This is a genomic window from Streptomyces sp. NPDC020489, assembly GCF_044386545.1.
Classification (GTDB): domain Bacteria; phylum Actinomycetota; class Actinomycetes; order Streptomycetales; family Streptomycetaceae; genus Streptomyces.
Genome location: NZ_JBIRUZ010000011.1, coordinates 221,634 through 247,824 on the forward strand (window position 1 = coordinate 221,634; position 26,191 = coordinate 247,824).

General features: G+C 71.1%; 20 protein-coding genes. 5 read left to right on the forward strand and 15 right to left on the reverse strand.

All coding sequences use genetic code 11. From position 1 onward, the window contains the following. Positions 1-8: 8 nt before the first annotated feature. Together ACH41F_RS28490 and ureA are read right to left on the reverse strand one after the other, a co-directional pair. Positions 9-1,721 (reverse strand): urease subunit alpha, encoded by a 1,713-nt coding sequence (locus ACH41F_RS28490; RefSeq protein WP_398838050.1) that lies wholly within the window; start codon positions 1,719-1,721, stop codon positions 9-11. After that, positions 1,718-2,473, reverse strand: coding sequence for an urease subunit gamma (gene ureA, locus ACH41F_RS28495; protein WP_398838051.1), 756 nt, complete (start codon positions 2,471-2,473; stop codon positions 1,718-1,720). The genes ACH41F_RS28490 and ureA overlap by 4 nt, the downstream gene beginning before the upstream one ends. Before the next feature lie 121 nt (positions 2,474-2,594). Between ureA and ACH41F_RS28500 the strand changes: the two genes are divergently transcribed. Beyond that, positions 2,595-4,031, forward strand: a complete 1,437-nt coding sequence (locus ACH41F_RS28500) for a cytosine permease (protein WP_398838053.1) — start codon at positions 2,595-2,597, stop codon at positions 4,029-4,031. 31 nt (positions 4,032-4,062) lie between these two features. Here the strand turns inward: ACH41F_RS28500 and ACH41F_RS28505 are convergent, their stop codons facing one another. Continuing rightward, positions 4,063-5,151, reverse strand: coding sequence for a branched-chain amino acid aminotransferase (locus ACH41F_RS28505; protein WP_398838055.1), 1,089 nt, complete (start codon positions 5,149-5,151; stop codon positions 4,063-4,065). Positions 5,152-5,405: 254 nt separating this feature from the next. After that, complete coding sequence (locus ACH41F_RS28510; protein ID WP_391232558.1) at positions 5,406-6,449, reverse strand: 3-isopropylmalate dehydrogenase; 1,044 nt, start codon at positions 6,447-6,449, stop codon at positions 5,406-5,408. A gap of 142 nt (positions 6,450-6,591) precedes the next feature. Between ACH41F_RS28510 and ACH41F_RS28515 the strand changes: the two genes are divergently transcribed. After that, entirely contained in the window at positions 6,592-8,148 is a 1,557-nt protein-coding gene (locus ACH41F_RS28515; RefSeq protein ID WP_398838057.1) for a purple acid phosphatase family protein, read from the forward strand. A gap of 102 nt (positions 8,149-8,250) precedes the next feature. Here ACH41F_RS28515 and ACH41F_RS28520 read toward each other — a convergent pair whose 3' ends face one another. Together ACH41F_RS28520 and ACH41F_RS28525 are read right to left on the reverse strand one after the other, a co-directional pair. After that, a complete protein-coding gene (locus ACH41F_RS28520; protein WP_391232560.1) occupies positions 8,251-8,382 on the reverse strand; it encodes a hypothetical protein in 132 nt (43 codons plus the stop codon). A 222-nt stretch (positions 8,383-8,604) separates the two neighbouring features. Continuing rightward, positions 8,605-9,501 (reverse strand): LysR family transcriptional regulator, encoded by an 897-nt coding sequence (locus tag ACH41F_RS28525; RefSeq protein WP_398838058.1) that lies wholly within the window; start codon positions 9,499-9,501, stop codon positions 8,605-8,607. 106 nt (positions 9,502-9,607) lie between these two features. On the opposite strand from ACH41F_RS28525, the gene ACH41F_RS28530 reads away from it, so the two are divergent. Beyond that, the gene (locus tag ACH41F_RS28530) at positions 9,608-10,603 is read left to right on the forward strand and encodes a zinc-binding dehydrogenase (RefSeq protein WP_391232562.1); all 996 of its coding nucleotides are present in this window, start codon (positions 9,608-9,610) and stop codon (positions 10,601-10,603) included. 78 nt (positions 10,604-10,681) lie between these two features. Here the strand turns inward: ACH41F_RS28530 and pruA are convergent, their stop codons facing one another. Continuing rightward, on the reverse strand, positions 10,682-12,313 hold the full coding sequence (gene pruA / locus ACH41F_RS28535) for an L-glutamate gamma-semialdehyde dehydrogenase (protein WP_391232563.1): 1,632 nt from the start codon (positions 12,311-12,313) through the stop codon (positions 10,682-10,684). Positions 12,314-12,486: 173 nt separating this feature from the next. Continuing rightward, positions 12,487-13,413, reverse strand: coding sequence for a proline dehydrogenase family protein (locus tag ACH41F_RS28540; protein WP_398838060.1), 927 nt, complete (start codon positions 13,411-13,413; stop codon positions 12,487-12,489). A 127-nt stretch (positions 13,414-13,540) separates the two neighbouring features. Between ACH41F_RS28540 and ACH41F_RS28545 the strand changes: the two genes are divergently transcribed. Beyond that, positions 13,541-14,737 (forward strand): helix-turn-helix domain-containing protein, encoded by a 1,197-nt coding sequence (locus ACH41F_RS28545; protein ID WP_391232565.1) that lies wholly within the window; start codon positions 13,541-13,543, stop codon positions 14,735-14,737. Positions 14,738-14,759: 22 nt separating this feature from the next. On the opposite strand, the gene ACH41F_RS28550 is transcribed toward ACH41F_RS28545, so the two are convergent. Together ACH41F_RS28550 and ACH41F_RS28555 are read right to left on the reverse strand one after the other, a co-directional pair. Next, on the reverse strand, positions 14,760-15,068 hold the full coding sequence (locus ACH41F_RS28550) for an NIPSNAP family protein (protein WP_391232566.1): 309 nt from the start codon (positions 15,066-15,068) through the stop codon (positions 14,760-14,762). A gap of 155 nt (positions 15,069-15,223) precedes the next feature. Further along, positions 15,224-15,814 carry a TetR/AcrR family transcriptional regulator gene (locus ACH41F_RS28555; RefSeq protein ID WP_398838063.1) on the reverse strand — a complete coding sequence of 197 codons (591 nt, stop codon included), beginning with the start codon at positions 15,812-15,814 and terminating at the stop codon, positions 15,224-15,226. Between the two features lie 110 nt (positions 15,815-15,924). Between ACH41F_RS28555 and ACH41F_RS28560 the strand changes: the two genes are divergently transcribed. Then, positions 15,925-17,463 (forward strand): MFS transporter, encoded by a 1,539-nt coding sequence (locus tag ACH41F_RS28560; RefSeq protein ID WP_398838065.1) that lies wholly within the window; start codon positions 15,925-15,927, stop codon positions 17,461-17,463. A gap of 65 nt (positions 17,464-17,528) precedes the next feature. Here the strand turns inward: ACH41F_RS28560 and serA are convergent, their stop codons facing one another. The 5 genes from serA to ACH41F_RS28585 form a co-directional block, all read right to left on the reverse strand. Beyond that, positions 17,529-19,118 carry a phosphoglycerate dehydrogenase gene (serA, locus tag ACH41F_RS28565; protein WP_391232569.1) on the reverse strand — a complete coding sequence of 530 codons (1,590 nt, stop codon included), beginning with the start codon at positions 19,116-19,118 and terminating at the stop codon, positions 17,529-17,531. A gap of 313 nt (positions 19,119-19,431) precedes the next feature. Then, a complete protein-coding gene (gene ilvC, locus ACH41F_RS28570) occupies positions 19,432-20,430 on the reverse strand; it encodes a ketol-acid reductoisomerase (protein WP_391232570.1) in 999 nt (332 codons plus the stop codon). Positions 20,431-20,547: 117 nt separating this feature from the next. Continuing rightward, complete coding sequence (ilvN, locus tag ACH41F_RS28575) at positions 20,548-21,072, reverse strand: acetolactate synthase small subunit (protein WP_391232571.1); 525 nt, start codon at positions 21,070-21,072, stop codon at positions 20,548-20,550. Between the two features lie 21 nt (positions 21,073-21,093). Further along, positions 21,094-22,947: an acetolactate synthase large subunit gene (locus ACH41F_RS28580; protein WP_391232572.1), complete on the reverse strand. Its 1,854-nt coding sequence runs from the start codon at positions 22,945-22,947 to the stop codon at positions 21,094-21,096. A gap of 235 nt (positions 22,948-23,182) precedes the next feature. Then, the gene (locus tag ACH41F_RS28585) at positions 23,183-26,191 is read right to left on the reverse strand and encodes a putative bifunctional diguanylate cyclase/phosphodiesterase (RefSeq protein WP_398838068.1); all 3,009 of its coding nucleotides are present in this window, start codon (positions 26,189-26,191) and stop codon (positions 23,183-23,185) included.

Here is a 26,191-nt window from a genome sequence, read left to right on the forward strand (position 1 = left end):
GCGAAGTCCTAGAGGAAGTAGAGGCGGTTGAGGGAGACCGAGTCGGCGGGTTCCGAGCGCAGCGGCTCGCCGTCCAGCGTGACCAGTCCGGTGCGCTGGTCCACGTCGACCGCGCCGGTACGGGAGTTCAGGCGCAGGTCCGCGGGTCCGATGCCGCGGGTGCCGCGGACGGCGACCCTGCGGCGGCGGGTCGGCATCGAGTCGCCGCCCTGGTCGAGCGCGGCCCGCGCGACGAAGGCGACGGAGATGTCGGCGGGGGTGGCGCCGTACGCGCCGAACTGCGGTCCCAGGACGAGCGGTTCGCAGGTGTCGGTGGCCGCGCCCGGATCGCCGGTCACGCCGTAGGCCGGGAAGCCGGACTTCAGCACCAGCTGCGGCTTCGCCCCGAAGTACTCCGGGCGCCACAGCACGATGTCGGCCAGCTTGCCGACCTCCAGGGAGCCGACCTCGTGGGAGAGGCCGTGGGCGAGGGCGGGGTTGATGGTCAGCTTGGCCATGTAGCGCAGGACGCGTTCGTTGTCGTGGCCGACGCCGGGGTCGCCGAGTTCCGCCTTCATCTTGCCCGCCATGGCGAAGGTACGGCGGACCGTCTCACCGGCCCGCCCCATGCCCTGCGCGTCCGAGGAGGTGATGCCGATCGCGCCCAGGTCGTGCAGGACGTCCTCGGCGCCCATGGTCCCGGCGCGGATGCGGTCGCGGGCCATGGCGGCGTCGCCGGGCAGGTCGGTCTTCAGGTCGTGGACGGAGACGATCATGCCGTAGTGCTCGGCGACCGCGTCCCGCCCGAAGGGCAGGGTGGGGTTGGTGGAGGAGCCGATGACGTTCGGGACGCCGGCCATCTTCAGCACGTTCGGGACGTGTCCGCCGCCGCAGCCCTCGATGTGGAAGGCGTGGATGGTGCGGCCCTCCAGGACACGGAGGGTGTCCTCCACGGAGAGGCTCTCGTTCAGCCCGTCGCTGTGCAGGGCGACCTGGACGTCGTGCTCCTCGGCCACCCGGAGGGCGGTGTCCAGTGCCCGGGCGTGGGCGCCCATGTCCTCGTGCACCTTGAACCCGGACGCGCCGCCCTCGGCGAGGGCCTCCACGAGAGGCGCCTGGTGGGACGACGAACCCCGGCCCAGGAAGCCGATGTTGACCGGCCAGGCGTCGAAGGCGTTGAAGGCGTGCCGCAGTGCCCAGGGCGAGTTGACGCCCACGCCCCACACCGGCCCGAACTCCTGGCCGATGACCGTGGTGACCCCGGACGCCAGCGAGGCCTCCATGATCCGCGGCGACAGCAGATGAACGTGGGTGTCCACGGCTCCGGCGGTGGCGATCAGACCCTCGCCGGACACGATGGACGTGCCGGTGCCGACGACGACGTCGACCCCGTCGAGGGTGTCGGGGTTCCCGGCCCGGCCGATCGCGCAGATCCGCCCCTCGCGGATGCCGAGGGAGACCTTGCGGATGCCGAGCGCCGCGTCGATCACGACGACGTTGCTGATCACGACGTCGCAGGTCTCCCGGACCTCGGCGGCCTTGAGGTGCAGTCCGTCCCGGGCGGTCTTGCCGAACCCGGCGAGGAACTCGTCGCCGTAGCGCTGGGAGTCGGACTCGACGCGGATCGTCAGACCACTGTCACCGAGCCGTATGCGGTCGCCGGCGCGGGGGCCGTGGGTGGCGGCGTACTCGTACGGGGTGAGGCGGCGGGCCTCGGCGGGGTGTCCTCCGGGACGGCTCATCGGTCTGCCTCCTCGTCTCGTGCGGTAGGGCGCGCACCGCGCTGTGTCCCCGGGCGGCCGTCATCCCGCCCGCCGTCCCCCACCCCCAGATACCCGCAGGCCGCAGCCCGGCGCAGGGCCTCCTCGCGGGTGCCGGGGGCGTCCAGGGGGCCGTCGACGAGTCCGGCGAAGCCGATCGCGACCCGGGCGCCGCCGATCGGCACGAGGCCGACCTCCAGAGACTCCCCCGGGCCGAAGCGCACCGAGGAGCCGGCGGGCACGGCGAGCCGCAGGCCGTAGGCGGCGGAGCGGTCGAAGGCGAGGCGGGGGTTGGCCTCGAAGAAGTGGAAGTGGGAGGTGACGGAGACCGGGACGGTCGCGGTGTTGGTGACCGTCAGCCGCACGACCGCCTCGGGCTCGGTGTGCGCGGGCCCCGGCAGCAGGGCACCCGGCGCCCGCTCGCCCAGCCCGCCGCCGATCGGGTCGCTGACGACCGCCAGCCGCGAGCCGTCGTCGAAGACGGCCTCGACATGGACCTCGGTGACGACGTCCGCGACGCCGGGCAGCACGTCGTCCGGGCCGAGGACCGCGCGGGCCCGCTCGACCGCCTCGGCGAGTCGTGCCCCGTCGCGGGCGGCCTCGCACACGGTGTCCGCGATGAGGGCGGTGGCCTCCGGCACGTTGAGCCGCAGGCCCCGGGCGCGGCGGGCGCGGGCCAGTTCGGCGGCTCCGAAGAGCAGCAGCCGGTCGCGCTCGGTGGGGGTGAGCCGCATGTCGATCCCTTCCTTTAGAACGTCACTCTAAACAAGACTTCCCAAAGAAGAAAGCCTTGACGTCTCCGCCCGAGCCCTCCACATTGAGTGGCGTTCTAAGTGTCAGCGAAGGAGCCCAGGTATGCCGATGGAACAGCGCGGAGTCGACACCGTCCCCGACGAGGAACGCACCAGCGGGCCGCGTGACCTCGTCTCGATCCTGCTGGGCTCGAACCTCTGCCTGGGCGTGATCGTCTTCGGCTGGCTGCCGCCGTCCTTCGGGCTCGACTGGTGGGCCTCGGTGACCTCGATCGTGGCGGGCACGGTGGTCGGGACGCTGCTCACGGCCCCGCTCGCGCTGATCTCCCTGCGCACGGCGACGAACCTGTCCACGTCCTCCGGCGCCCAGTTCGGGGTGCGCGGCCGTCTGGTCGGCTCGGTGGTCGGGCTGCTGCTGGCGCTCGGCTACACCACGCTGACCGTGTGGATCGGCGGCGACGTGATGGTGGGCGTCCTGGGCCGGCTGGTAGGGATGCCCGCGAACGACATGGCGTACGGCGTCGTCTACGGGCTGCTCGCGGCGGCGACGGTGGCGGGCGCGGTGTACGGCTACCGGGTGCTGCTGGCGATGTCACGGGTGCTGGCGATCGGCATGACCGCGCTGCTGGTCCTCGGAGTCGTGGCCTACGCCCCGCACTTCACGACCGCGGCGCTGCCGGAGGCGGGCGGCTACCTGCTGGGCGGGTTCTGGCCGACGTGGCTGCTGGCGACGGTGGCGGCGGGCCTGTCCGGACCGATCGCCTTCATCACCCTGCTCGGCGACTACACCCGCTACATCTCCCCGGCCCGCCACGCCCCGCGCCGGGTGCTGCACGCGACCTGGCTCGGCCTGCTCCTCGGTCTGCTGGTGCCGCAGCTGTTCGGCACCTTCACGGCGTACGCGGCGCGCGCGGCCCTCGACTACGCGGGCCCGCTGGTGGACGCCTCCCCCGTCTGGTACCTGCTCCCGCTCCTGCTGGCCGCCTCCGCGGGCTCGGTCGGCAACGCGGGCCTGATGCTCTACTCCATGGGCCTCGACCTGGACGCGATCCTGCCGCGCGCGTCCCGGGCCCAGGCCACCTGCGCGGTCGCCGTCGCCGCCACGGCCTGCGTGTTCGTGGGCCACTACGCCTCGACCGCGCAGACCGCGATGACGTCGTTCGTCCTGCTGCTCACGGCCATCGGCACGCCCTGGGCGGTGATCACCCTCATCGGCTTCGCCCGCTGCCGAGGCGTCTACGACGCGGAGGCCCTCCAGGTCTTCAACCGCCGTGCGCGCGGCGGCGTCTACTGGTTCAGCGGCGGCTGGAACATCCCGGCCACGGCGGCCTGGGCGGTGGGCGCCACGGTCGGCCTCCTCGCGGTCTCCCTGCCGTCCTACGAGGGACCGCTGGTGGCATGGACCGGCGGGGTGGACTGCAGCTTCCTGCTGTCGGGGCTGGTCGGCGGTGTCACGTACCTGCTGCTGGCCCCGGCACGCGCGAGGGCCGCCACGGAGACGAACTCCGTGACGGCCCTGACGGCGATGGCCGACGACTAGGGCCGCGACAGAGGCCACTTTCGCAACAGGACTAGCCCAGCTGGTGCATCCAGCCGTGCTTGTCCTCGGCCGTGCCGCGCTGGATGTCCAGGAGGGCCTGGCGGAGCCTCAGGGTGACCTCGCCGGGCTCGCCGCCGCTCTGCCGCCACTCGGCGTTCGCGCGCTTGACGGTGCCGACCGGGGTGATCACGGCGGCGGTGCCGCAGGCGAAGACCTCGGTCAGGCTGCCGTTCTCGGCGTCGCGCTGCCACTGGTCGATGGAGACGCGGCCCTCCTCGGCCTCGTAGCCGAGGTCACGGGCGACCTGGAGGAGGGAGTCGCGGGTCACGCCCTCCAGGATCGAGCCGGTCAGCGAGGGCGTGACGATTTTGTCGCCGTACACGAAGTACAGGTTCATGCCGCCGAGTTCCTCGATCCACCGGTGCTCGACCGCGTCGAGGTAGCAGACCTGGTCGCAGCCCTTGGCGGCGGCCTCGGCCTGGGCGAGGAGGGAGGCGGCGTAGTTGCCGCCGGTCTTCGCGTCGCCCATGCCGCCGGGGACGGCGCGGACGCGGTCCTCGGAGAGCCAGATGGAGACCGGCTTGACGCCGCCGGGGAAGTAGGCGCCGGCCGGGGAGGCGATGACGATGAAGAGGTACTCGTTGGCCGGCTTGACGCCCAGGCCAACCTCGGTGGCGATCATGAACGGGCGCAGGTAGAGGGACTCCTCGCCGCCGTGCGCCGGGACCCAGCCCTGGTCCTGCCGGACGAGCGCGTCGCAGGCCTCGATGAACGTCTCGACCGGCAGCTCGGGCATGCCGAGCCGGTGGGCGGAGCGCTGGAAGCGCTCGGCGTTCTTCTCGGGCCGGAAGGTGGCGACGGTCCCGTCGGGCTGGCGGTACGCCTTGAGGCCCTCGAAGATCTCCTGGGCGTAGTGCAGGACCATCGTGGCGGGGTCGAGCTGGAGCGGGGCGTACGGCACGAGCTGACCGTCGTGCCAGCCGCGGCCCTCGGTCCACTTGATGACGACCATGTGGTCGGTGAAGTGGCGGCCGAACCCGGGGTTCGCCAGGATCGCGGCGCGCTCGGCGTCGGAAAGTGGCGAGGCTGAGGGCTTGAGCTCGATCGTGGGCGTCGTCATGAGTGGTTGTCCTTCACCGGTTGTGTAGTGACGGGCCGCGCTCACGCCCCGTTACTGTCAGTTGCCAGTGCTAGGACGTCCGAGCATTCCCTCATTCCGCGGCTCCGCGTTCGATTATCGCGCGCGGGGTGCCGTGGACGAAAACAGCGTGAATGCGACCCAGGGGATGATGGTGGCACCCGGCGGGGACATAAGGAAAGCCGCCGGGTGCGGTTGCGACCCGGCGGCTTCGAGTGTGCTGTGAGTGCCGCGGGTCAGCCGGCTACTCGTACGGCGAGCGCGTCACCGATCTCGGACGTGCTGCGGGCGGGCTTGCCGGTGCGCTCGGCGAGGTCGGCGGAGACCGCCTCGTCGATCCGGGCGGCCTCGGCCTCGTAGCCGAGGTGGCGCAGGAGCAGCGCGACGGACAGGACCGTGGCGGTGGGGTCGGCCTTGCCCTGGCCGGCGATGTCGGGGGCCGAGCCGTGGACGGGCTCGAACATCGACGGGAACTCGCGGCTGGGGTTGATGTTGCCGCTCGCCGCGACGCCGATGCCGCCGGAGACGGCCGCGGCGAGGTCGGTGATGATGTCGCCGAAGAGGTTGTCGGTGACGATGACGTCGAACCGGCCCGGGTCGGTGACCAGGTAGATGGTCGCCGCGTCCACGTGGATGTAGTCGGTGGTGACCTCGGGGAACTCCTCGGCCACCTTGTTGAAGACGTTCGTCCACAGGTGGCCCGCGAAGGACAGCACGTTGTTCTTGTGGACCAGCGTGATCTTCTTGCGGGGGCGGGCCTGGGCACGGGCGAAGGCGTCGCGCACGACACGCTCGACACCGAAGGCCGTGTTCACGGAGACCTCGGTGGCGACCTCGTGCGGGGTGCCCTTGCGGATGGTGCCGCCGTTGCCGGTGTACGGGCCCTCGGTGCCCTCGCGGACCACCACGAAGTCGATGGCGGGCTCGCCCTTGAGGGGAGTCTCCACACCCGGCAGCAGCTTGCTCGGCCGCAGGTTGACGTGGTGGTCGAACAGGAAGCGGAGCTTGAGCAGGAAGCCGCGCTCCAGGACGCCGGAGGGGACCGACGGGTCGCCGATGGCACCGAGGAGGATCGCGTCGTGCTGCTTCAGCGCCTCCGCGTCGGCGTCGGTGAGGGTCTCACCGGTGGCGTGGTAGCGCCGGGCGCCGAAGTCGTACTCCTTCGTCTCCAGCTTCACATCCTGCGGAAGGACGGCGGAGAGGACCTTCAGGCCTTCGGCCACGACCTCCTGGCCGATGCCGTCACCGGGAATCACTGCGAGATTGATGCTGCGAGACATGTCGGCACCCTACTCCGCGTCCCATGGGATGACACGACACGTCCGCCATACGGACAGCCAGGTACACCTGGGCGTCAGCCCTTCGACCGGCGTTCACCCGTACGTATCGAGGCTGTTGGGGTGCGCTGGGAACTTCACCGTCATGGACCTTCCCGACGTCGGCATCCCGCCGCGGCTCGCACGCCGGATGAGCATGGCCGAGCAGTACGAGTACCTGCGCACCAAGCTGACCCGGCGTCGCACCCTGGTGACCGCCGGCGCGGTGGCGGGCGGCCTGCTGACCGGCTGCGCGGGCGACGGTTCCCCGTCGCGGAGCACGCGCGCCTCCGCCTCCCCCGCCGCCGGGGTGCACGGCTCGGTCGTCGCCCCCTTCGGCCGCCACCTCGCCCTCGGTGCCGACCCGAGGACGCAGATGCGGATCTCCTGGCAGGTCCCGCTCGCGGTGCGCAGGCCGTTCGTCCGCGTCGGCACCCGCCCCGACGACCTGGGCCGCCGGATCGAGGCCGAGGTCCGCGATCTGCACACCCCTGGCGTGACGGGCGTCCGCCCTGCACTCGACCAGTACTACCTGCATGCCGCCCTGGACGGCCTGCGCCCCGGCACCACGTACTACTACGGCGTCGGCCATGACGGCCTCGACCCGGCCGCCGCCGCGCACCGCTCGACGATCGCGTCCTTCCGCACCGCCCCGGCGAGCGCCGAGAGGTTCGTCTTCACGGCCTTCGGCGACCAGGGCGTCAGCAAGGCGGCGGCCGCGGGCGACGACGTCATCCTGCGCCAGGACCCGGCCTTCCACCTCCACGCGGGCGACATCTGCTACGCGAACGTCAACGGCCGGGGCGAGAAGACCGACGGCTACGACCCGGGCTACTGGGACCTGTTCCTGAAGCAGAACGAGGAGGTCGCGCGCTCGGTGCCGTGGATGGTGACGACGGGCAACCACGACATGGAGGCCTGGTACTCCCCCGACGGCTACGGCGGTCAGCTCGCCCGCTGGTCCCTCCCGGACAGCGGCTTCGACCCGCGCGCGGCGCCGGGCGTGTACGCGTTCACCTACGGCAACGTCGGCTTCGTGGCGCTGGACGCCAACGACGTGTCGTACGAGATCCCCGCCAACCTCGGCTACACGGGCGGCAGGCAGACGGCCTGGCTGGACGACAAGCTCGGTGAACTGCGGGGCGCGGTGGACTTCGTGGTGGTCTTCTTCCACCACTGCGCGTACTCGACCTCCTCCCACGCCTCGGACGGCGGGGTGCGCGAGGAGTGGCTGCCGCTGTTCGCCAAGCACCAGGTGGACCTGGTGATCAACGGGCACAACCACGTCTACGAGCGCACCGACGCCATCAAGGACGGCACCGTCGGCAGGCGGGTCCCCATCGGCGGGTCCACCGACCCGACGCGGGACGGGACCGTGTACGTCACCGCGGGCGGCGGCGGCAAGGACCTGTACGGCTTTCCGGCGGGGGTGAAGGAGAGCTACGAGGGGCATGTGCGCGACGCCGAGTCCGTGGACACCTTCCGGTGGACGAGGTCACGGGCCGCGGACGCCGAGACCGTGGAGTGGTCGCGGGTGCGCTACCGGGGCTTCTCCCTGCTCAGGGTGGAGGCGGTCAGCGGTGGCACGCCGAGGCTGGAGGTGTCGGCGCTGGCGCAGAACGGCGAGCGGATCGACCATTTCGAGGTGCGGCGCGGAGGGTGAGTCCGCGCCGCACCCCGTCGGGCGCGGCTCCCGGTACAGGGGTGGGGGTGCGTCAGGCGCTGGGGCCGTGCGGGCGGTGCGTGCGGGGCGGCGCGTGCGGCCTCAGTGGCCGGTCGAGCCGCCGTTGTCGCGGCGGTCGAGGGCGCGCTGGAGGGCGGCCGCGGCCTGCTTGCGGTCGGACTCGCTCGTACGGGAGAGGTGACGGACTCGTCGGCGGGCGGTCGTCTCGGCCATGAGAAATCGACTCCTTCGAATTCATGGAGTGCGGAAGGGGATTGCGAGACGCCGGAAAGGGGCGGGGAGCGGGGGCCGCAGGGGTTGCCTGCATCGGGCCCGGCTCACGACCGCCATTCGCTTGATCGAGCGAGACGTTCGGCTCCTACAAAGCTAAGGGAGGAGGGCCGGTCTGTCTCCACAATTACTCGGACTTCCTACTATCTGAGACAGTGCACTGGGTCACACGCCGCTGACCTGCACTTTCGCATGAGCGCGCAGCTCACGGACCAGGGCTCGGACGGCGGCACCGGCCGCGAGTTCGGGGGTGGTGACATAGCCGACGCGACGGGTCGGGCGGTCCGACCCGAGGTCGGTGATCTCCAGACCGGCGGGCGCCCCGCCGAGGGACAGCGCGGGCATGATCGCCATGCCCAGGCCGCTGCCCACCATCGACAGCACCGCCCCGTCGTCCTCGGCACGGACGGTCGCGGCGGGGATCCAGTCCTGGGCCGCCCACCAGGTGCGGGTGTGGGAGGAGCAGTTCTCGCGCCAGTCGACCAGCGGCAGGGAGCGCGGGGCGGGGTGACCGGCGGGGTGCACCAGCGAGTACGGCTCCTCGACGAGCACGTCCCCGACGAGTTCCGGCGGGATCGGGTGACTGGTGCCGAAGGTGGCGATCCCGAGGTCGGCCCGCCCCTCGGCCACCTCCCCGGCCGCCCCGGGCCCGACCTCCCGCACGACGGTGACGGTGGGCTCGATCGCGGGGTGCCGTGCGGTGAGGCGTTCGAGGACGGGCGGGAGGAGGTACAGGGCGGCGCTGCGGAACGCGGCGATCCGCAGCGGTCCGGCGACCTCCTGGGACTGCGCGGCGCGGGTCTCCCTGACAAGCGTCTCCAGCAGACGCAGCACCCGGCGGCCGTGCGCGACCGCCCGCGCCCCGGCCGGAGTGGGCCGGGCGCCGTGCCGTCCGCGCTCGAACAGCACGACCCCGAGCTTGCGTTCGATGCCGCGTACGGCGTGCGAGACGGCGGACTGGGTGGTGCCGAGCCGGTCGGCGGCGGCCGAGAACCCGCCCTCCTCGGCGACGGCGACGAGGGTACGCAGTTCCCGGGGCGCGAGATCGACGGTCAGGTTCATTCCTCGGGTCCCCCACCTGCTGCTATGAGCGAAAGCTCATGGACGCGTGCGTTGCATGAGGGCAACCCTCTGCTGCGGTGCGGCATTCCTCCGTACGGTCCCGTCCATGACCGACACCGCGCTCGCCGTGCACCAGACCGCCCGCCCGACGGGGTTCCCCTCCGCCGACCACTTCGCCTTCGTGGAGTCCCCGCTCCCCTCCCCCGCCCCCGGCACCGCGCTGGTGGAGAACCTGTACTGGTCGGTCGACCCCTACCACCGCGAGATGATGGACGGCGACTTCGCGTTGAACGCCCCGCTGGAGGGCCGCGCGCTGGGCCGGATCACAGCCTCGCGGGACCCGGGGCTGCCCGAGGGCGAGATCGTCTTCCACCGCCAGGGCTGGCGCACCCACTCCCTGGTGACCCCACGGGAGGCCAGGATTCTGCCCCGGTACGAGGGGGTGCCCCTCTCCGCCCACCTGAGCGTGCTGGGCGGCACGGGCCTGACGGCGTACGTGGGTCTCACCCGCGTCGCACGCCTGCGGGAGGGCGAGGACGTCTTCGTCTCGGCCGCGGCCGGCGGGGTGGGCACCGCCACGGGCCGGTTCGCCCGGCTGCTGGGCGCGGGCAGGCTGATCGGCAGCGCGGGCTCCGCGGAGAAGGTGCGGTACCTGACCGAACGGGTCGGCTACGACGCGGCGTTCGACTACCACACGGGCCCGGTGTCCGACCTGCTCACCGCGGCCGCCCCGACCGGTGTCGACCTCGCCGTCGACAACGTCGGCGGCGACCACCTGGCCGCGGCGATCGGCGCCCTCCGGAACCACGGCCGCGTGGTCCGCGTCGGCACGGTGAGCCAGTACAACACCCCGGACGCGCCCCCGGTCGTCTTCAACCACGCCGACGTGGTGGAAAAGCGCCTACGCATCGAGGGCTTCCTGGTCAGCGACCACCGCGACCTCCAGGACGAGCTGTACGACTTCGCCGTACCCCACCTCCGCAGCGGCGCACTCACACCGGACGAGACGGTGGTGGACGGTTTCGGCTCGATCGTGGAGGCGTTCCTGACGATGCTGCGAGGCGGGAACACGGGAAAGATCCTGGTGCGAGCGAAAGCCTGAGCCTTGCGGCCAAGTGTGCCCGCGACGGCGTGCGGGGCCGAGTGGATTACCCGGCCCCGCAGACTGTCTGCCGAGCCGTCAGCCCATGTGCGGGTAGGCGTAGTCGGTCGGTGGGACCAGCGTTTCCTTGATGGCGCGGGTCAGGGTCCAGCGCATCAGGTTCTGCGGGGCGCCCGCCTTGTCGTTGGTGCCGGAGGCGCGGCCGCCGCCGAAGGGCTGCTGGCCGACGACGGCGCCGGTGGACTTGTCGTTGATGTAGAAGTTGCCGGCCGCGTACCGCAGCTTCTCCATCGTGTACGCCGCCGCCGCGCGGTCACCGGCGATGACCGAGCCGGTCAGGGCGTAGTCGGAGACGGACTCCATCTGGGTCAGCATCTCGTCGTACTGGTCGTCCTCGTAGACGTACACGGCGAGGAACGGGCCGAAGTACTCGGTGGTGAAGACCTCGTTCTCCGGGTCGCTGCACTCCACGACCGTGGGGCGCACGAACCAGCCCACCGAGTCGTCGTAGGAGCCGCCCGCGACGATCGTGCAGGTGGGGTCCGCCTTGGCGCGCTCGATGGCCGCCTTGTTCTTGGCGAACGCGCGCTCGTCGATGACCGCGCCGAGGAAGTTGGACAGGTCGGTCACGTCGCCCATGGTCAGGTAGTCGACCTCGGCGGCGAACTCCTCCTTGAAACCGGAGTTCCAGATGGAGGCGGGGATGTACGCCCGGGAGGTCGCCGAGCACTTCTGGCCCTGGTACTCGAAGGCGCCGCGGGTCAGGGCGGTCTTCAGGATCGCCTTGTCCGCGCTCGGGTGGGCGACGACGAAGTCCTTGCCGCCGGTCTCGCCGACCAGGCGCGGGTAGGAGCGGTACTTCTCGATGTTGTTGCCGACCGTCTTCCACAGGTACTGGAAGGTCTTGGTCGAGCCGGTGAAGTGGATGCCCGCCAGATCCCGGTGCTCCAGGGCGACCTTGGAGACCTCGATGCCGTCGCCGGTGACGAGGTTGATGACGCCCTTGGGCAGGCCCGCCTCCTCCAGGAGCTGCATGAGCAGGACGGCCGCGTGGGTCTGGGTCGGGGACGGCTTCCAGACGACGACGTTGCCCATCAGCGCGGGCGCGGTCGGCAGGTTGCCCGCGATCGCCGTGAAGTTGAACGGTGTGATCGCGTAGACGAAGCCCTCCAGCGGGCGGTGGTCCAGGCGGTTCCAGACGCCCGGGGAGTTCGCCGGGGGCTGCTCGGCGAGCAGGTCGCGGGCGTACTTGACGTTGAAGCGCCAGAAGTCGACGAGCTCGCAGGGGGTGTCGATCTCGGCCTGCTGGGCGGTCTTGGACTGGCCGAGCATGGTGGAGGCGGCCAGCGTCTCGCGCCAGGGGCCGGCGAGGAGTTCGGCGGCGCGCAGGATGATCGCGGCCCGGTCGTCGAAGGACATCGCACGCCAGGCGGGCGCGGCGGCGAGGGCCGCGTCGATGGCGTCCTGGGCGTCCGCCTGCGTGGCGTTGCGGTAGGTGCCCAGCACCGCCTTGTGGTTGTGCGGCTGCACGACCTGGAAGGCCTCACCGCCGCCCATCCGCTTCTCGCCGCCGATGGTCATCGGCAGGTCGATCGGGTTCTCGGCCAGCTCCTTCAGCTTGACCTCGAGACGGGCGCGCTCGGGCGAGCCGGGGGCGTAGCCGTGCACCGGCTCGTTGACGGGGGTGGGGACCTGGGTCACAGCGTCCATGGGATCCGTAACTCCTTGTACGTGAGCGGGTGTTCGGGTCAGCCCTTGGTGAGGGTCGAGCGGACGAAGAAGAGGAGGTTCGCCGGCTTCTCCGCCAGCCTGCGCATGCTGCGCCTTCCCGGGGGACGACCCCCGGACCCCCGGCAGGAAAATCTCTGCGCGTGCGTCATGTCTCAGCCCCGGGTGGCCATGCTGCGGACGAAGAAGCGCAGGTTCGCCGGCTTCTCCGCGAGCCTGCGCATGAAGTAGCCGTACCAGTCCGTGCCGTAGGCGGTGTAGACGCGCATGCGGTGGCCCTCGGCGGCGAGCCGCAGATGCTCGTCGCCGCGGATGCCGTACAGCATCTGGAACTCGTACTCGTCGAGCTTGCGCCCGGCCTTGCGGGCGAGTTCCTGCGCGATGGAGATCAGGCGCGGGTCGTGGGAGCCGACCATCGGGTACCCGGCGCCCTCCATGAGCGTGCGCAGGACACGGACGTACGCCTTGTCGATCTCGTGCTTCTGCTGGTAGGCGACCTCGGCGGGCTCCTTGTAGGCGCCCTTCACCAGCCGCACCCGGCTGCCGGCGTCGGCGAGGCGGCGGGCGTCGGCCTCGGTGCGGAAGAGGTAGGCCTGGATGACGCAGCCGGTCTGCGGGAAGTCCTTCCGCAGCTCCTCGTGGATGGCGAACATCGAGTCGAGGGTGGTGTGGTCCTCGGCGTCCAGCGTCACCGTCGTACCGATGGCGGCGGCGGCCTCGACGACGGGGCGCACGTTGGCGAGGGCCAGCCCGTGGCCGCCGGGCAGCGCCTGGCCGAACATCGACAGCTTGACCGACATCTCGGCGCGGGTGCCCAGCTCCAGCTCACCCAGCCGCTCGACGAGCTCCAGGTAGGCGTCGCGGGCGGCCTCGGCCTGCTCCGGGGTGGTGATGTCCTCGCCGACGACGTCCATCGTCAGCTCCAGACCCCGGTCGGTGAGGTCCCTGACGATCGGCACGATGTCGTCGACCGTCTCGCCCGGGATGAAGCGGTCGACGACCTGCCTGGTCACCGGGGCCGCCGAGATCAGACGTCGCATCCGGTCGCTGCGCGACGCGGCAAGAATCACGGGACCCAGCACGGGGCACCTCCACAAACCAGCAGATAGAACCACCGTGAAACCTAAGGATCCCTCCGATCGTCGGCCATCGACAGCTGTCACGCATCCGTGCCGCAGATCTCAGACAGATGTATGAAGAGCCGGGGTTGTGCGGGAGAATGCCGGAGTGACAGCCGACGCCTCGTCCTTCCGCCGAGCCGGTGACTACCAGGAGCTGGTCGACGAGATCTCCGAGCTCCTCGGGGTTCCCGCGACCCTGGAGAACCGTGACTTCGAGCTGATCGCCTTCGGGGCGTACGACAGTGAGGGCGACCTCGACCCCTCGGCGCTGGACCCGGTGCGCACCCGTTCGATCCTGACCCGCCGCTCGACGGCCGCCGTCCGGACCTGGTTCGAGGGCTTCGGCATCACCCGGGCGACCGCCCCCGTCCGCATCCCGCCGACACCGGAGGCGGGCGTGTACCGCGGCCGGATCTGTCTTCCCGTACGCCATCGGGGTGTCGTCCTCGGCTACGTCTGGCTGCTGGAGTCCGAGCCCGGCCCCACCGACGCCCAGCTCGCCGCCGCGATGGAGGTGACGGTCCGGATCGGCGCGCTGCTCGCCGACGAGGCCCAGCACGGGGCCGACCTGAGCCGGGAGCTGCGGGCGGTGCTGACCGCCGAGCGGGGCTGGCGGGGCGAGATGGCGGTGGCGGCGCTGCACGCGGCCCTCGGCCCGCGCGGCGACGGCCCGCACGCGGTGGTGTGCGTCGCGCCCTGGCCGTCCGCCGACCCGGACGACGCCCCGTCCGCGCGTACGGTGCCGCACGCGACCGCGCTGTGCACCGTCCCCTGGGGTGCGACCGCGCAGAGTCTGGCGGTCCTGGTCCGGCTGCGCTCGCCGGAGGTGCCCGCCCCGGCGCTGACGGCGGCGCAGCGGCTGCTCGGGGAGGGTGCCCGCGCGGCCGGTGTGGGAGAGGCCCGCACCGGTCTCACCGATCTCGCGGCGTCCTGGCGGGAGGCCTCGGCGGCGGCCCGCGCGGCGCTCGCGGAACCGGCGCTCGGCCCGGTCGCCCAGTGGTCGCGCATCGGCCCGTACCGCCTCCTGACCGCGCTCCCCCCGGACTCCGCCCACGACCCCGCCGTACGCCCCCTGCTCTCCCCCGCCCACCGTGAACTCGCCCGCACCGCCGAGACCTACCTCGACTGCGCGGGCCAGGCCGGCCGCACGGCGGCGGAGCTGGGCATCCACCGGCAGACGCTCTACTACCGCCTGTCCCGGGTCGAGCAGCTGACGGGCCTCGACCTGGACGACGGCGAGGACCGACTGCTGCTGCACATGGCGCTGAAGGGGGCGCGGCTCTAGTCGTGCCGTCCGGACGGCACGACTAGACCCCGTCGAGCGGACGGAGGAAGCGGCGTTCGTACCGCTTGATGCAGCGTGTGCGGCGCGCCAGTTCAAAGGCGTCCTGGCACTCCGGATCGGACGCGCTGTCCGTGCGGTATCGCTCGTAGGCGGCGAGGCTGGGGAACGAGAAGAGGGCGTAGGCGATGTCGCTGTCGCCCTCGCTCGGCAGGAAGTAGCCGTGGTGCGTCCCGCCGAAACGGTTGACGAGCCCCACCCAGCGGCGACCGTACTCCTCGAAGTCCTCGATCTTGTCGGCGTCGATCTCGTACGTCAGATGAACCGTGATCATGCCCCCATCATGCAGCGGGCCGGCCGTTGACCGCCGCACCGCGTACGGACGTCCGGCGGGCCAGGGCCGGTGAGCCGGACGGCGGGACCGTCACCCTCGGCACCTGCACCGGCCGCTCTTCGCGGACCGGGTGATCGGGATGCGGGACGGGCGGATCAGCCCCGGCCGAGCCCGTCGACGACCCGGCGCAGTCCCTCGGTGAGCTGCTCCGCGGTGGGCGCGGTCCTCGGGTCGAAGGTCCACTGGGCGATGAGGCCGGTCATCAGGGTGTTGTAGAGCTGCCCGACGGAGTCGACGTCCTCCTCCTTGACGTCCTCCTCGCGGCCCCCCATGAACAGCGGGATGATCCCGCGCGCGGCCTCGCGCTGAGCGTGCGCCAAGTGATCGCGCACCTCGGGCAGTTGGTCGCCCATGGCGATGATCTCCATGCTGAGGTGCCACATGGAGTCGGGCTGCCGCAGGCTGCGGATGATGCTCGCCCAGACCTCCTGGAAACGCTCGATCGAGCCCGGCGCGGCACCCGTGCCGGACTCCAGGGCGTCGGAGACCTCCCAGTCGTCGGACACCTCGCCCACCAGGGCGATGTAGGCCTCCGCGAGGAGCTTGTCCTTCGAGCCGTAGTGGTAGCCGATCGAGGCCAGGTTGGTCCCCGACTCCTTGACGATGTCGCGCGCGGTCGTGCGCACGAACCCCTTCGCCAGCAGGCAGCGCTTGGCGCCTTCCAGCAGATCCTCGCGGTGTCCCATGCCGGCCACCCTACCCCGTGTCCATACAGCCGTCCCATACGACCGTCCCATACGACCGTCCCATACGGTCGTTCTAGACAAACGTTTAAGACGCCCGTACATTCCTCGGCATGACGAACCCGACGAGCACCACCCCACGCGCCGGACGCCGCGAATGGACAGCGCTCACCGTGCTGATGCTCCCGCTGCTGCTGGTCTCGATGGACGTCTCCGTCCTCTACTTCGCGATCCCCTCGATCAGCGCCGAGCTGGAGCCGACCGGCACCCAGCAACTGTGGATCTTCGACATCTACGCGTTCGCGCTGGCCGGCCTGCTGATGACGATGGGCTCGCTCGGCGACCGCATCGGCCACCGCAGACTCCTGCTGATCGGCGCCGCCGCCTTCGGCACCGCCTCGCTGGTCGCGGCGTACGCGAACAGCGCCGAGACCCTGATCGCGGCCCGCGCGGTCCTCGGCATCGGCGGCGCCACCCTGATGCCGTCGACCATGGCGCTGCTGCGCACGATGTTCACCGATCCCGGCCAGCGCGCGAAGGCGATCGGCATGTGGTCCGGCGTGATGACCGCCGGGATCGCGCTGGGCTCGGTGCTCAGCGGTGTGCTGGTCGAGTACTTCTGGTGGGGCTCGGTCTTCCTGGTCAACCTGCCCGCCATGGTCCTGCTGCTGGTCCTCGGCCCGGCGCTCCTCCCCGAGTCGAGGAACCCCGCCCCCGGCCGCTTCGACTGGCCGAGCGTCCCGCTGTCGATGGCCGCCGTGCTCCCCGTGGTCTACGGCCTCAAGGAGCTCCCCTCGGAGGGCTGGAACGTCCGCTACGTCGTCGCGATCACCGTCGGCCTGCTCTTCGCGGCCCTCTTCGTGCACCGCCAGCGCACCATCGCCTCACCCATGATCGACCCAGCCCTGTTCCGTGGCCGCGGCTTCGCGCCGTCCGTCGCCCTGAACCTGGTCTCGGCGTTCGGGATCATGGGGTCGACCTACTTCACCACCCAGTACCTCCAGTCGGTCCTCGACAAGAGCGCGCTGGAGGCGGCCCTGTGGGCGCTTTTGCCGTCCGTCCCCATCGGTGCGGCGGCGCCGGTCGCGACCGCTCTCGTCCAGCGGGGGGTGGCCCGCGCACACATCGTCACCGCGGGCTTCGCGGTCTCCGCGGGCGGCTTCGCGCTGCTGTCCCTCGCCGGGACGGACTCGATGGCGCTGGTGCTGGTCTCCTGCGGGGTCCTCGCCGCCGGTGGCGTCACCGTGATGTCCCAGATCATGGACCTCGCCCTGGGCACCGCCCCGGTGGAGCGGGCCGGCAGCGCGTCCTCGCTGATGGAGACCGGCGCGGAGTTCGGCGGGGCGCTGGGGATGGCGGTGCTCGGCTCGATCGGTACGGCCGTCTACCGCCACGAGATGCCGGGCACGGCCCCGGACGGGGCCCGCGAGACGCTGGGCGGGGCGCTGGCCGTCGCCGACCGGGTGCCGGGACTGGCGACCGTGGCGCGGGAGGCGTTCACCAGCGGGATGTCCGGGGCGGCGATCGCGGGAGCGGTGGTCCTCGCGGCGGCCGCGGGACTGGCGGCGGTGACGCTGCGGGGCGTCGAGGTCCGGCCGCAGGCATGCGAAACGCCGGACGAGCCGAGCAAGCTCAACCCGTCCGGCGTGTGAGGACGAGGCCCCGTCAGGGCCGAAGCGGGGTCTGGGGGCGGGCGCCCCCAGTACCGGCCGCGACCTCAGACCAGGTTCACCGCACGAGCCGAGGTCGCGCCGATCTCCGTCTCCAGCTCGGTCAGCACCGCCGGCGGCACCGTGTCGTCCACGGTCAGCACGGCCAGCGCCTCGCCACCGGCGACCGAGCGGGACACCTGCATCCCGGCGATGTTGATGCCCGCCTCGCCGAAGACGCGGCCCACGGTGCCGACGACACCGGGACGGTCCTCGTACTTGAGGACGACCATGTGGTCGGCGAGCGCCAGGTCGACGTCGTAGTCGCCGACGGCCACGATCTTCTGGAGGTTCTTCGGGCCGGCCAGCGTGCCGGAGACCGCGACCTCCTCGCCGTTGCCGAGCGTGCCGCGCACGGTCACGACGTTGCGGTGGTCGGCCGACTCCGAGCTGGTCGTCAGCCGCACCTCGACGCCACGCTCCTGTGCGAACAGCGGGGCGTTGACGTACGACACGGTCTCGTCGACGACGTCCTCGAAGACACCCTTGAGCGCGGACAGCTCCAGCACCTTCACGTCGTGCTGGGTGATCTCGCCGTAGACCTCGACGTCGAGGCGGACCGCGACCTCACCGGCGAGCGCGGTGAAGATCCGGCCCAGGCGCTCGGCGAGCGGCAGACCCGGCTTGACGTCCTCGGCGATGACGCCGCCCTGGACGTTCACCGCGTCGGGGACCAGCTCACCGGCGAGGGCGAGGCGCACGGAGCGGGCGACGGCGATGCCGGCCTTCTCCTGGGCCTCGTCGGTGGAGGCGCCGAGGTGCGGGGTGCACACGACCTCGTCGAGCTCGAAGAGCGGGGAGTCCGTGCAGGGCTCCTTCGCGTACACGTCGAGGCCGGCACCGGCGACCCGGCCCTCCTTCAGCGCCGAGAACAGCGCCGCCTCGTCGACGATCCCACCGCGCGCGGCGTTGACGATGCGCACGCTCGGCTTGACCTTGTGCAGGGCCTCGTCGCCGATGAGACCGAGGGTCTCGGGGGTCTTGGGCAGGTGCACGGTGATGAAGTCGGAGACCTCGAGCAGCTCGTCGAGCGACAGCACCTTGACGCCCATCTGCGCGGCCCGCGCGGGCTGCACGTAGGGGTCGTAGGCGACGACCTTCATGCCGAACGCGGACATGCGCTGCGCGACCAGCGCGCCGATGCGGCCGAGGCCGACGACACCGAGGGTCTTCTCGGCCAGCTCGACGCCCGTGTACTTGCTGCGCTTCCACTCGCCGTTCTTCAGCGCGGTGTTGGCCTGCGGGATGTGGCGCGCGGTGGCGAGCAGCAGACCGCAGGCCAGCTCGGCGGCGGTGACGATGTTGGAGGTCGGGGCGTTGACGACCATCACGCCGGCCTTGGTGGCGGCGGAGACGTCCACGTTGTCCAGGCCGACGCCGGCTCGCGCGACGACCTTCAGCTTGTTCGCGGCGGCGATCGCCTCGGCGTCGACCTTGGTGGCCGAGCGGATCAGGATCGCGTCGACGTCGGCGATGGCGGGCAGCAGCTCGGCGCGGTCGGCGCCGTTGCAGTGCCGGATCTCGAAGTCGGGGCCAAGCGCGTCGACGGTCGCGGGCGACAGCTCTTCAGCGATGAGTACGACAGGTTTCGAGCTCACGTGAGTCCTCACAAGTCCAGTGCGGTCGGCCGTCCCGACGGCCGCAGGCGGTGGAGGGAGCGGCGCCGGGGAAGTGCGGGTTTCGTTCCCGGTGTCGCTGTAGCCGCGTGGAAGACGCACGACGCTGTGGGCCTGACGCGTATTAGTGCAGCAGTGTAGTGGCGCCGCCGACGTCGCTCCGCGCCGCTACGGAAGTATCACCCGTCCGTGGGTGGACGGGGTGGACAACGCCTCGGGCCGCTCTGGACCGGGGTGTCGTCCGAGGTGGCCGAAGGGGCCGGGGCCGCTCGCCCCGGCCCCTCGGGCCCGAGGCTCACGCCTCCTCGTTCACCCAGCTCATCAGCTTGCGCAGCTGCTTGCCGGTGGTCTCCAGGAGGTGCTCGGAGTCCTGCTGCTTGTACTCGTTGTACTTCTTCAGACCGCCGTGGTACTCGGCCATCCACTCACGCGCGAAGGTGCCGTCCTGGATCTCGGCGAGGACCTTCTTCATCTCGGCCTTGGTGGCGTCGGTGATGATCCGCGGGCCGGTGACGTAGTCGCCCCACTCGGCGGTCTCGGAGACCGACCAGCGCATCTTCTCCAGGCCGCCCTCGTACATGAGGTCCACGATGAGCTTCAGCTCGTGCAGGCACTCGAAGTACGCGATCTCCGGCTGGTAGCCCGCCTCGGTCAGCGTCTCGAAGCCGGCCTTGACCAGCGCGGCCGTACCACCGCAGAGAACGGCCTGCTCGCCGAAGAGGTCGGTCTCGGTCTCCTCGGTGAAGGTCGTCTTGATGACGCCCGCGCGGGTGCCGCCGATGCCCTTGGCGTACGACAGGGCCAGCGGGAAGGCGTTGCCCGTGGCGTCCTGCTCGACGGCCGCGATACACGGAACGCCGCGGCCCTCCTCGTACTGACGGCGGACCAGGTGGCCCGGGCCCTTCGGGGCGACCATGCAGACGTCGACGCCGGCCGGGGGCTTGATGAAGTCGAAGCGGATGTTCAGACCGTGGCCGAAGAACAGCGCGTCGCCGTCGTTGAGGTTGTCCTTGATGGACTCCTCGTAGACCTGGGCCTGGATCGGGTCCGGCACCAGGATCATGATGACGTCGGCCTCGGCGGCGGCCTCCGACGGGGTCACCACGCGCAGGCCCTGCTCCTCGGCCTTGGCCTTGGACTTCGAGCCCTCGTGCAGACCCACGCGGACGTCCACACCCGAGTCGCGCAGCGACAGCGCGTGGGCGTGGCCCTGGCTGCCGTAACCGATGACCGCGACCTTGCGGCCCTGGATGATGGACAGGTCGGCGTCGGCGTCGTAGAACAGCTCGGCCACTTTGGGTTCTCTCCTTGAGTGCAGATGGTGCGTCCCACCGTATGACGGCGGGCTGAGGTGAGGTCTCGGGGTCTCGGTATACGGGCGGCCGGTGTCACCCGGCCGCCCGGAGCCGCGTCACGCGGAACGGTCGAGGGCGCGCAGCGAGCGGTCCGTGATCGAGCGGGCGCCGCGGCCGATGGCGATCGTGCCGGACTGGACGAGCTCCTTGATGCCGAACGGCTCCAGCATCTTCAGCATCGCCTCCAGCTTGTCGCTGCCGCCGGTGGCCTCGATGGTGACGGCCTCCGGGGAGACGTCGACGGTCTTGGCGCGGAACAGCTGGACGATCTCGACGATCTGCGAGCGCGTCTCGTTGTCGGCGCGCACCTTCACCAGAACGAGTTCGCGCTGGACGGCGTGCGACGGCTCCAGCTCGACGATCTTGAGCACCTCGACGAGCTTGTTGAGCTGCTTGGTGACCTGCTCCAGCGGCAGCGCGTCGACGCTCACCACGATCGTGATGCGGGAGATGTCGGCGTGCTCGGTGACCCCCACGGCGAGCGAGTCGATGTTGAAGCCGCGGCGGGAGAACAGCGCGGCGATCCGGGCCAGGATGCCCGGCTTGTTCTCCACCAGGACGGAGAGCGTGTGCTTGGACATGATCTTTTACGTCTCTCTCGCTCAGTCGTCTTCGTTGTCGCCGAAGTCGGGGCGGACGTCCCGGGCGGCCATGATCTCGTCGTTGGAGGTGCCGGCGGCGACCATCGGCCAGACCATCGCGTCCTCGTGGACGATGAAGTCGATGACGACCGGGCGGTCGTTGATGGAGTTCGCCTCTTCGATGGCCTTGTCGAGCTCGTCCGGGGACTCGCAGCGGATCGCGTGGCAGCCCATGGCCTCCGACAGCTTGACGAAGTCGGGGACGCGGGTGCCGCGGGCCTCGGGGTTGACGTCGTCGGGCCCGGAGTGCAGCACGGTGTTGGAGTACCGCTGGTTGTAGAAGAGGGTCTGCCACTGGCGGACCATCCCGAGGGCGCCGTTGTTGATGACCGCGACCTTGATGGGGATGTTGTTCAGGGCGCAGGTGGTGAGTTCCTGGTTGGTCATCTGGAAGCAGCCGTCGCCGTCGATCGCCCAGACCGCCTTGTCCGGCGCTCCGGCCTTGGCGCCCATCGCGGCCGGGACCGCGTAGCCCATCGTCCCGGCGCCGCCGGAGTTCAGCCAGGTCGCGGGCTTCTCGTACTGGATGTAGTGCGCGGCCCACATCTGGTGCTGGCCGACGCCCGCGGCGAAGATGGTGCCCTCCGGCGCGAGCTGCCCGATGCGCTCGATGACCTGCTGCGGGGAGAGCGTGCCGTTGGTGGGGTGGTCGTAGCCCAGCGGGTAGGTGTCGCGCCAGCGGTTGAGGTCCTTCCACCAGGCGCTGTAGTCGCCCTGGTGACCCTCGCTGTGCTCCTTCTGCACCGCCTGGATCAGGTCGGCGATGACCTCGCGCGCGTCACCGACGATCGGCACGTCCGCGGCCCGGTTCTTGCCGATCTCGGCCGGGTCGATGTCGGCGTGGACGATCTTGGCGTACGGGGCGAAGCTGTCCAGCTTGCCGGTGACGCGGTCGTCGAAGCGGGCTCCGAGGGCGACGATCAGGTCGGCCTTCTGCAGCGCGGTGACGGCGGTGACCGCACCGTGCATGCCCGGCATTCCCACGTGCAGCGGGTGGCTGTCGGGGAACGCGCCGAGCGCCATCAGGGTGGTGGTGACGGGCGCTCCGGTGAGCTCGGCGAGAACCTTGAGCTCGGCGGTGGCGTGTGCCTTGAGGACACCGCCGCCGACGTAGAGGACGGGCCGCTTGGCGCTGGTGATGAGCTTCGCGGCTTCGCGGATCTGCTTGGCGTGCGGCTTGGTGACGGGCCGGTAGCCGGGCAGGTCCATGACGGGCGGCCAGGAGAAGGTGGTTTTCGCCTGGAGGGCGTCCTTGGCGATGTCGACCAGGACCGGGCCGGGGCGGCCGGTGGAGGCGATGTGGAACGCCTGCGCGATCACGCGCGGGATGTCCTCGGCCTTGGTGACGAGGAAGTTGTGCTTGGTGATCGGCATGGTGATGCCGACGATGTCCGCCTCCTGGAAGGCGTCCGTGCCGATCGCCTTGGACGCGACCTGGCCGGTGATCGCCACGAGCGGCACCGAGTCCATGTGCGCGTCGGCGATCGGGGTCACCAGGTTGGTGGCGCCGGGTCCGGAGGTCGCCATGCAGACGCCGACCTTGCCGGTGGCCTGCGCGTAGCCGGTGGCCGCGTGGCCGGCGCCCTGCTCGTGGCGGACCAGGACGTGGCGCACCCGCCGGGAGTCCATCAGCGGGTCGTACGCGGGCAGGATCGCACCGCCGGGGATGCCGAATACCGTCTCGGCGCCGACCTCCTCGAGAGAGCGGATGAGGGACTGCGCGCCCGTGACGTGCTCGGGGGCGGACTGCTGTCCTCCGGATCGGGGCCGCGGCTGCGGATGGTGGGCCCCGGTGGCCTGCTCGGTCATCGTCATTCTCTTCTCGATGCTGAGGGTTTTTGCGAGGTTTGTACGGTGTGCTGGTTTTTACGCCTGGATCCTGTGCAACAAAAAACCCCTCGTGCCAAGAGGCAAGCGAGGGGAGCGCGCCGGGTGTGGTCGCTGGGAGTTCCGGGTCCGCCCGGACGTCACCAGCTCAGCCGACGCGCTTGCCAAGTACGAGAATTCGGGTGCGCATGGCACTGACCCTCCCCCCGGCGCACACCACGTGTCAAGTGGGTGGGACGGGAGTCTCATTATGTGAGCGCCGGGCACTGCCGCCTCCGAGAACAGCGGGGACCCCACTTGTGTACACCCCCACACCTCCTCCCGCGAACGCGGGCTCCGCCGGACCGTTCGGCACCGGATAATGGCCGGAAGCGAGCGCTCGGCGCAGCCGGTACTCGTCCAGCGGACCGGAGAACGCCATCCCCTGCCCATGGGTGCAGCCCATCGCCCGCAGCGCCACGACCTGCTCGGGCAGGTCCACACCGTCGGCCACGGATTGCAGCCCCAGATCCCCGGCGATCCTGAGCAGCCCGTTGGTGATCTTGTGCAGCCGCGCGGACTCCACGACCCCGTCCACCAGGCTGCGGTCGAGTTTGAGCACGTCGACCGGGAGCCTGCGCAGGGCGGTGATCGCCGCGTATCCGCTGCCGAAGCCGTCCAGGGCGATCCGCACGCCGAGTCGGCGCAGCGCGCTCAGCCGGCGTTCCAGGTCGTCCAGGGAGACCCGGGGATCGGTTTCGGACAGTTCGATCACCAGGGACCCGGACGGCAGCCCGTGCCGGGTCAGCAGCGCCTCGATCGAGCCGAGCGGCAGCGACCGGTCCAGCAGTCGTCTGGCGCTCATCCGGACCGTCACCGGCACGGACAGCCCGGTCGCGGTGCGCTCGGCGGCCTGCTCGACGGCCCGCTCCAGCATCCAGCGGCTCAGCTCGGCGGTCCTGTCGCTGTCCTCGGCCACCCGCAGGAACTCGGCCGGCGTGAAGAGCACCCCTTGCGAGGACCGCCAGCGGGCCTGGGCGGCGACCGATGTGATCCGGCCGTCCTCCAGGCAGACCACCGGCTGGTGCAGCAGCGCGAACTCGCCGTCGTGCAGGGCGGCCCGCAGACGCGTGGCCAGCTCCGCCTTGCGTACGACGTCCTGCTGCATCTGGGGCGCGTACAGCTCGACGCGTCCCTTTCCGGCCGACTTGGCGCGGTACATCGCGAGGTCGGCGTTGCGCAGGATCTCGCCCGCGCCCAGGCCCGGCTCGGCGAAGGCGACACCGATGGAGGCGGCGACGCGGACATCGTTGCCGTCGATGAGGTAGGGCTGCGAGAGGGTGATTCTGAGGCGGTCGGCGAGCTCCAGGATGTGGCGCTCCCGGGCGGCGCGGTCCCGGCTGCCGTCCCCGACGATCAGGGCCGCGAACTCGTCGCCGCCCAGCCTGGAGGCGGTGTCGCCGTGCCGGACGGCGTCCTGGAGTCTGCGGGCGGCCTGGACGAGCAGTTCGTCCCCGGCCTGGTGCCCGATCGTGTCGTTGACGGCCTTGAAGCCGTCGAGATCGATGAAGAGAACGGCGGTGCCGCGGTCGGAGGAGCGGCGGCCGGAGAGCGCCTGCTGGACCCGCTTGGTGAACAGGGCGCGGTTGGGCAGGTCGGTGAGCGGGTCGTGCTCGGCGTTGTGCTGGAGCTGCGCCTGCAGACGTACCCTCTCGGTCACGTCCCGGCTGTTGAAGATGAGCCCGCCGTGATGACGGTTGACGGTGGACTCGACATTCAGCCAGCCGCCGTCGCCGGACCGGAAGCGGCACTCGATGCGCGTGGTGGGTTCCTCCAGAGGGTTGGCGGCGAGGAAGCGGCGCACCTCGTGCACCACGCAGCCCAGGTCCTCCGGGTGGATGAGATGGGCCAGTTCGGTGCCCACCAGGTCCTCCGCGGGGCAGCCGTAGACACCCGCGGCGGCCGGGGAGACGTACCGGAGGATGCCGTTGGGCGCGGCGATCATGATGACGTCGCTGGACCCCTGCACCAGGGAGCGGAAGTGGTTCTCCTTCTGCGCCAGTTCCTGGGTGAGGGTGATGTTGTCGAGCAGCATGATGCCCTGGCGCACCACGAGGGCGAGCACGACGGTGCCACCGGTGAGGAGCACCACGCGGTCCACGCTGTGGCCGTCGAGGACGTTGTAGAGGATCCCCAAGGTGCAGACGGCGGCGGCGAGATACGGCGTGAGGGCGGAGAGGGACCCGACGATGGGTCCCGCGGCCGGATACCGGCTGTGATCACCTCCCTGCGGGGGCGCGTGGTGGTGGTTGCCGCCGCGCTGCCCCGGCAGGTGTTCGTGGACCACGCGCGTGTACCCGCTGCCGTCCTGCCGCGCCCCGTCCGGGTTCGCACCGGGCGGCTGCCCGTGCCGGGGTGCGGCCCAGGGCGCGTAGGCAAGCAGGAGCGAGCCCGCGAACCAGCCCGCGTCCAGCAACTGGCCGGAGCGGTAGGCGTTCTGCACCAGCGGTGAGGTGAACAGGGCGTCGCACATGACGGTCAGCGCGAGCGCGCCGATCGCGGTGTTGACCGCGGAGCGGTTCACCGCCGAGCGCCGGAAGTGCAGCGCGAGCACCATGCTGACCAGGGCGATGTCCAGCAGCGGGTACGCCAGCGACAGCGCGGTCTGCGAGACGCTCGGCCCCTCGGACCGCGCTGCCTGGGCGAGGGCGAGGCTCCAGGAGAGCGTGAGCAGCGAGCCGCCGATCAGCCAGGCGTCCAGGCCCAGACAGACCCAACCCGCCTTCGTCACCGGCCGCTTGGCGAGGACCAGCAGGCCCACGATGGCGGGCGGCGCGAAGCACAGGAAGAACGCGTCGGCGAAACTGGGGCTCGGCACGGGCCGTTGCAGCACGACCTCGTACCAGCCCCAGACCAGGTTGCCCAGGGACGCCATGGCCGAGGAGAGGGCGAACAGCGTCCAGGCGAGCCGGAAGCGGACGCGGCGGTTACGGGCGTAGAGGAAGCAGGAGACCGCGGCGATGCCCGCCGCGGCGCTCAGCCCGAAGTCGCCCATGATCAGCGCGACTTCCTCGGAGCCCCAGCCGACCGCGGAACCGACGGCGTACACCGCGCACACCAGGGCCAGCAGGAGTTGGTGGACCATACTCGTGCGGCTGCCGGGGGACGGCGACCGAGGGAGCAGCGACCCTGGCGAAGGCTGTGCCCGCAGCGCTCCGTTGAGGGTGGTCGTGGGAGGCGGCGGCGAGGTCAC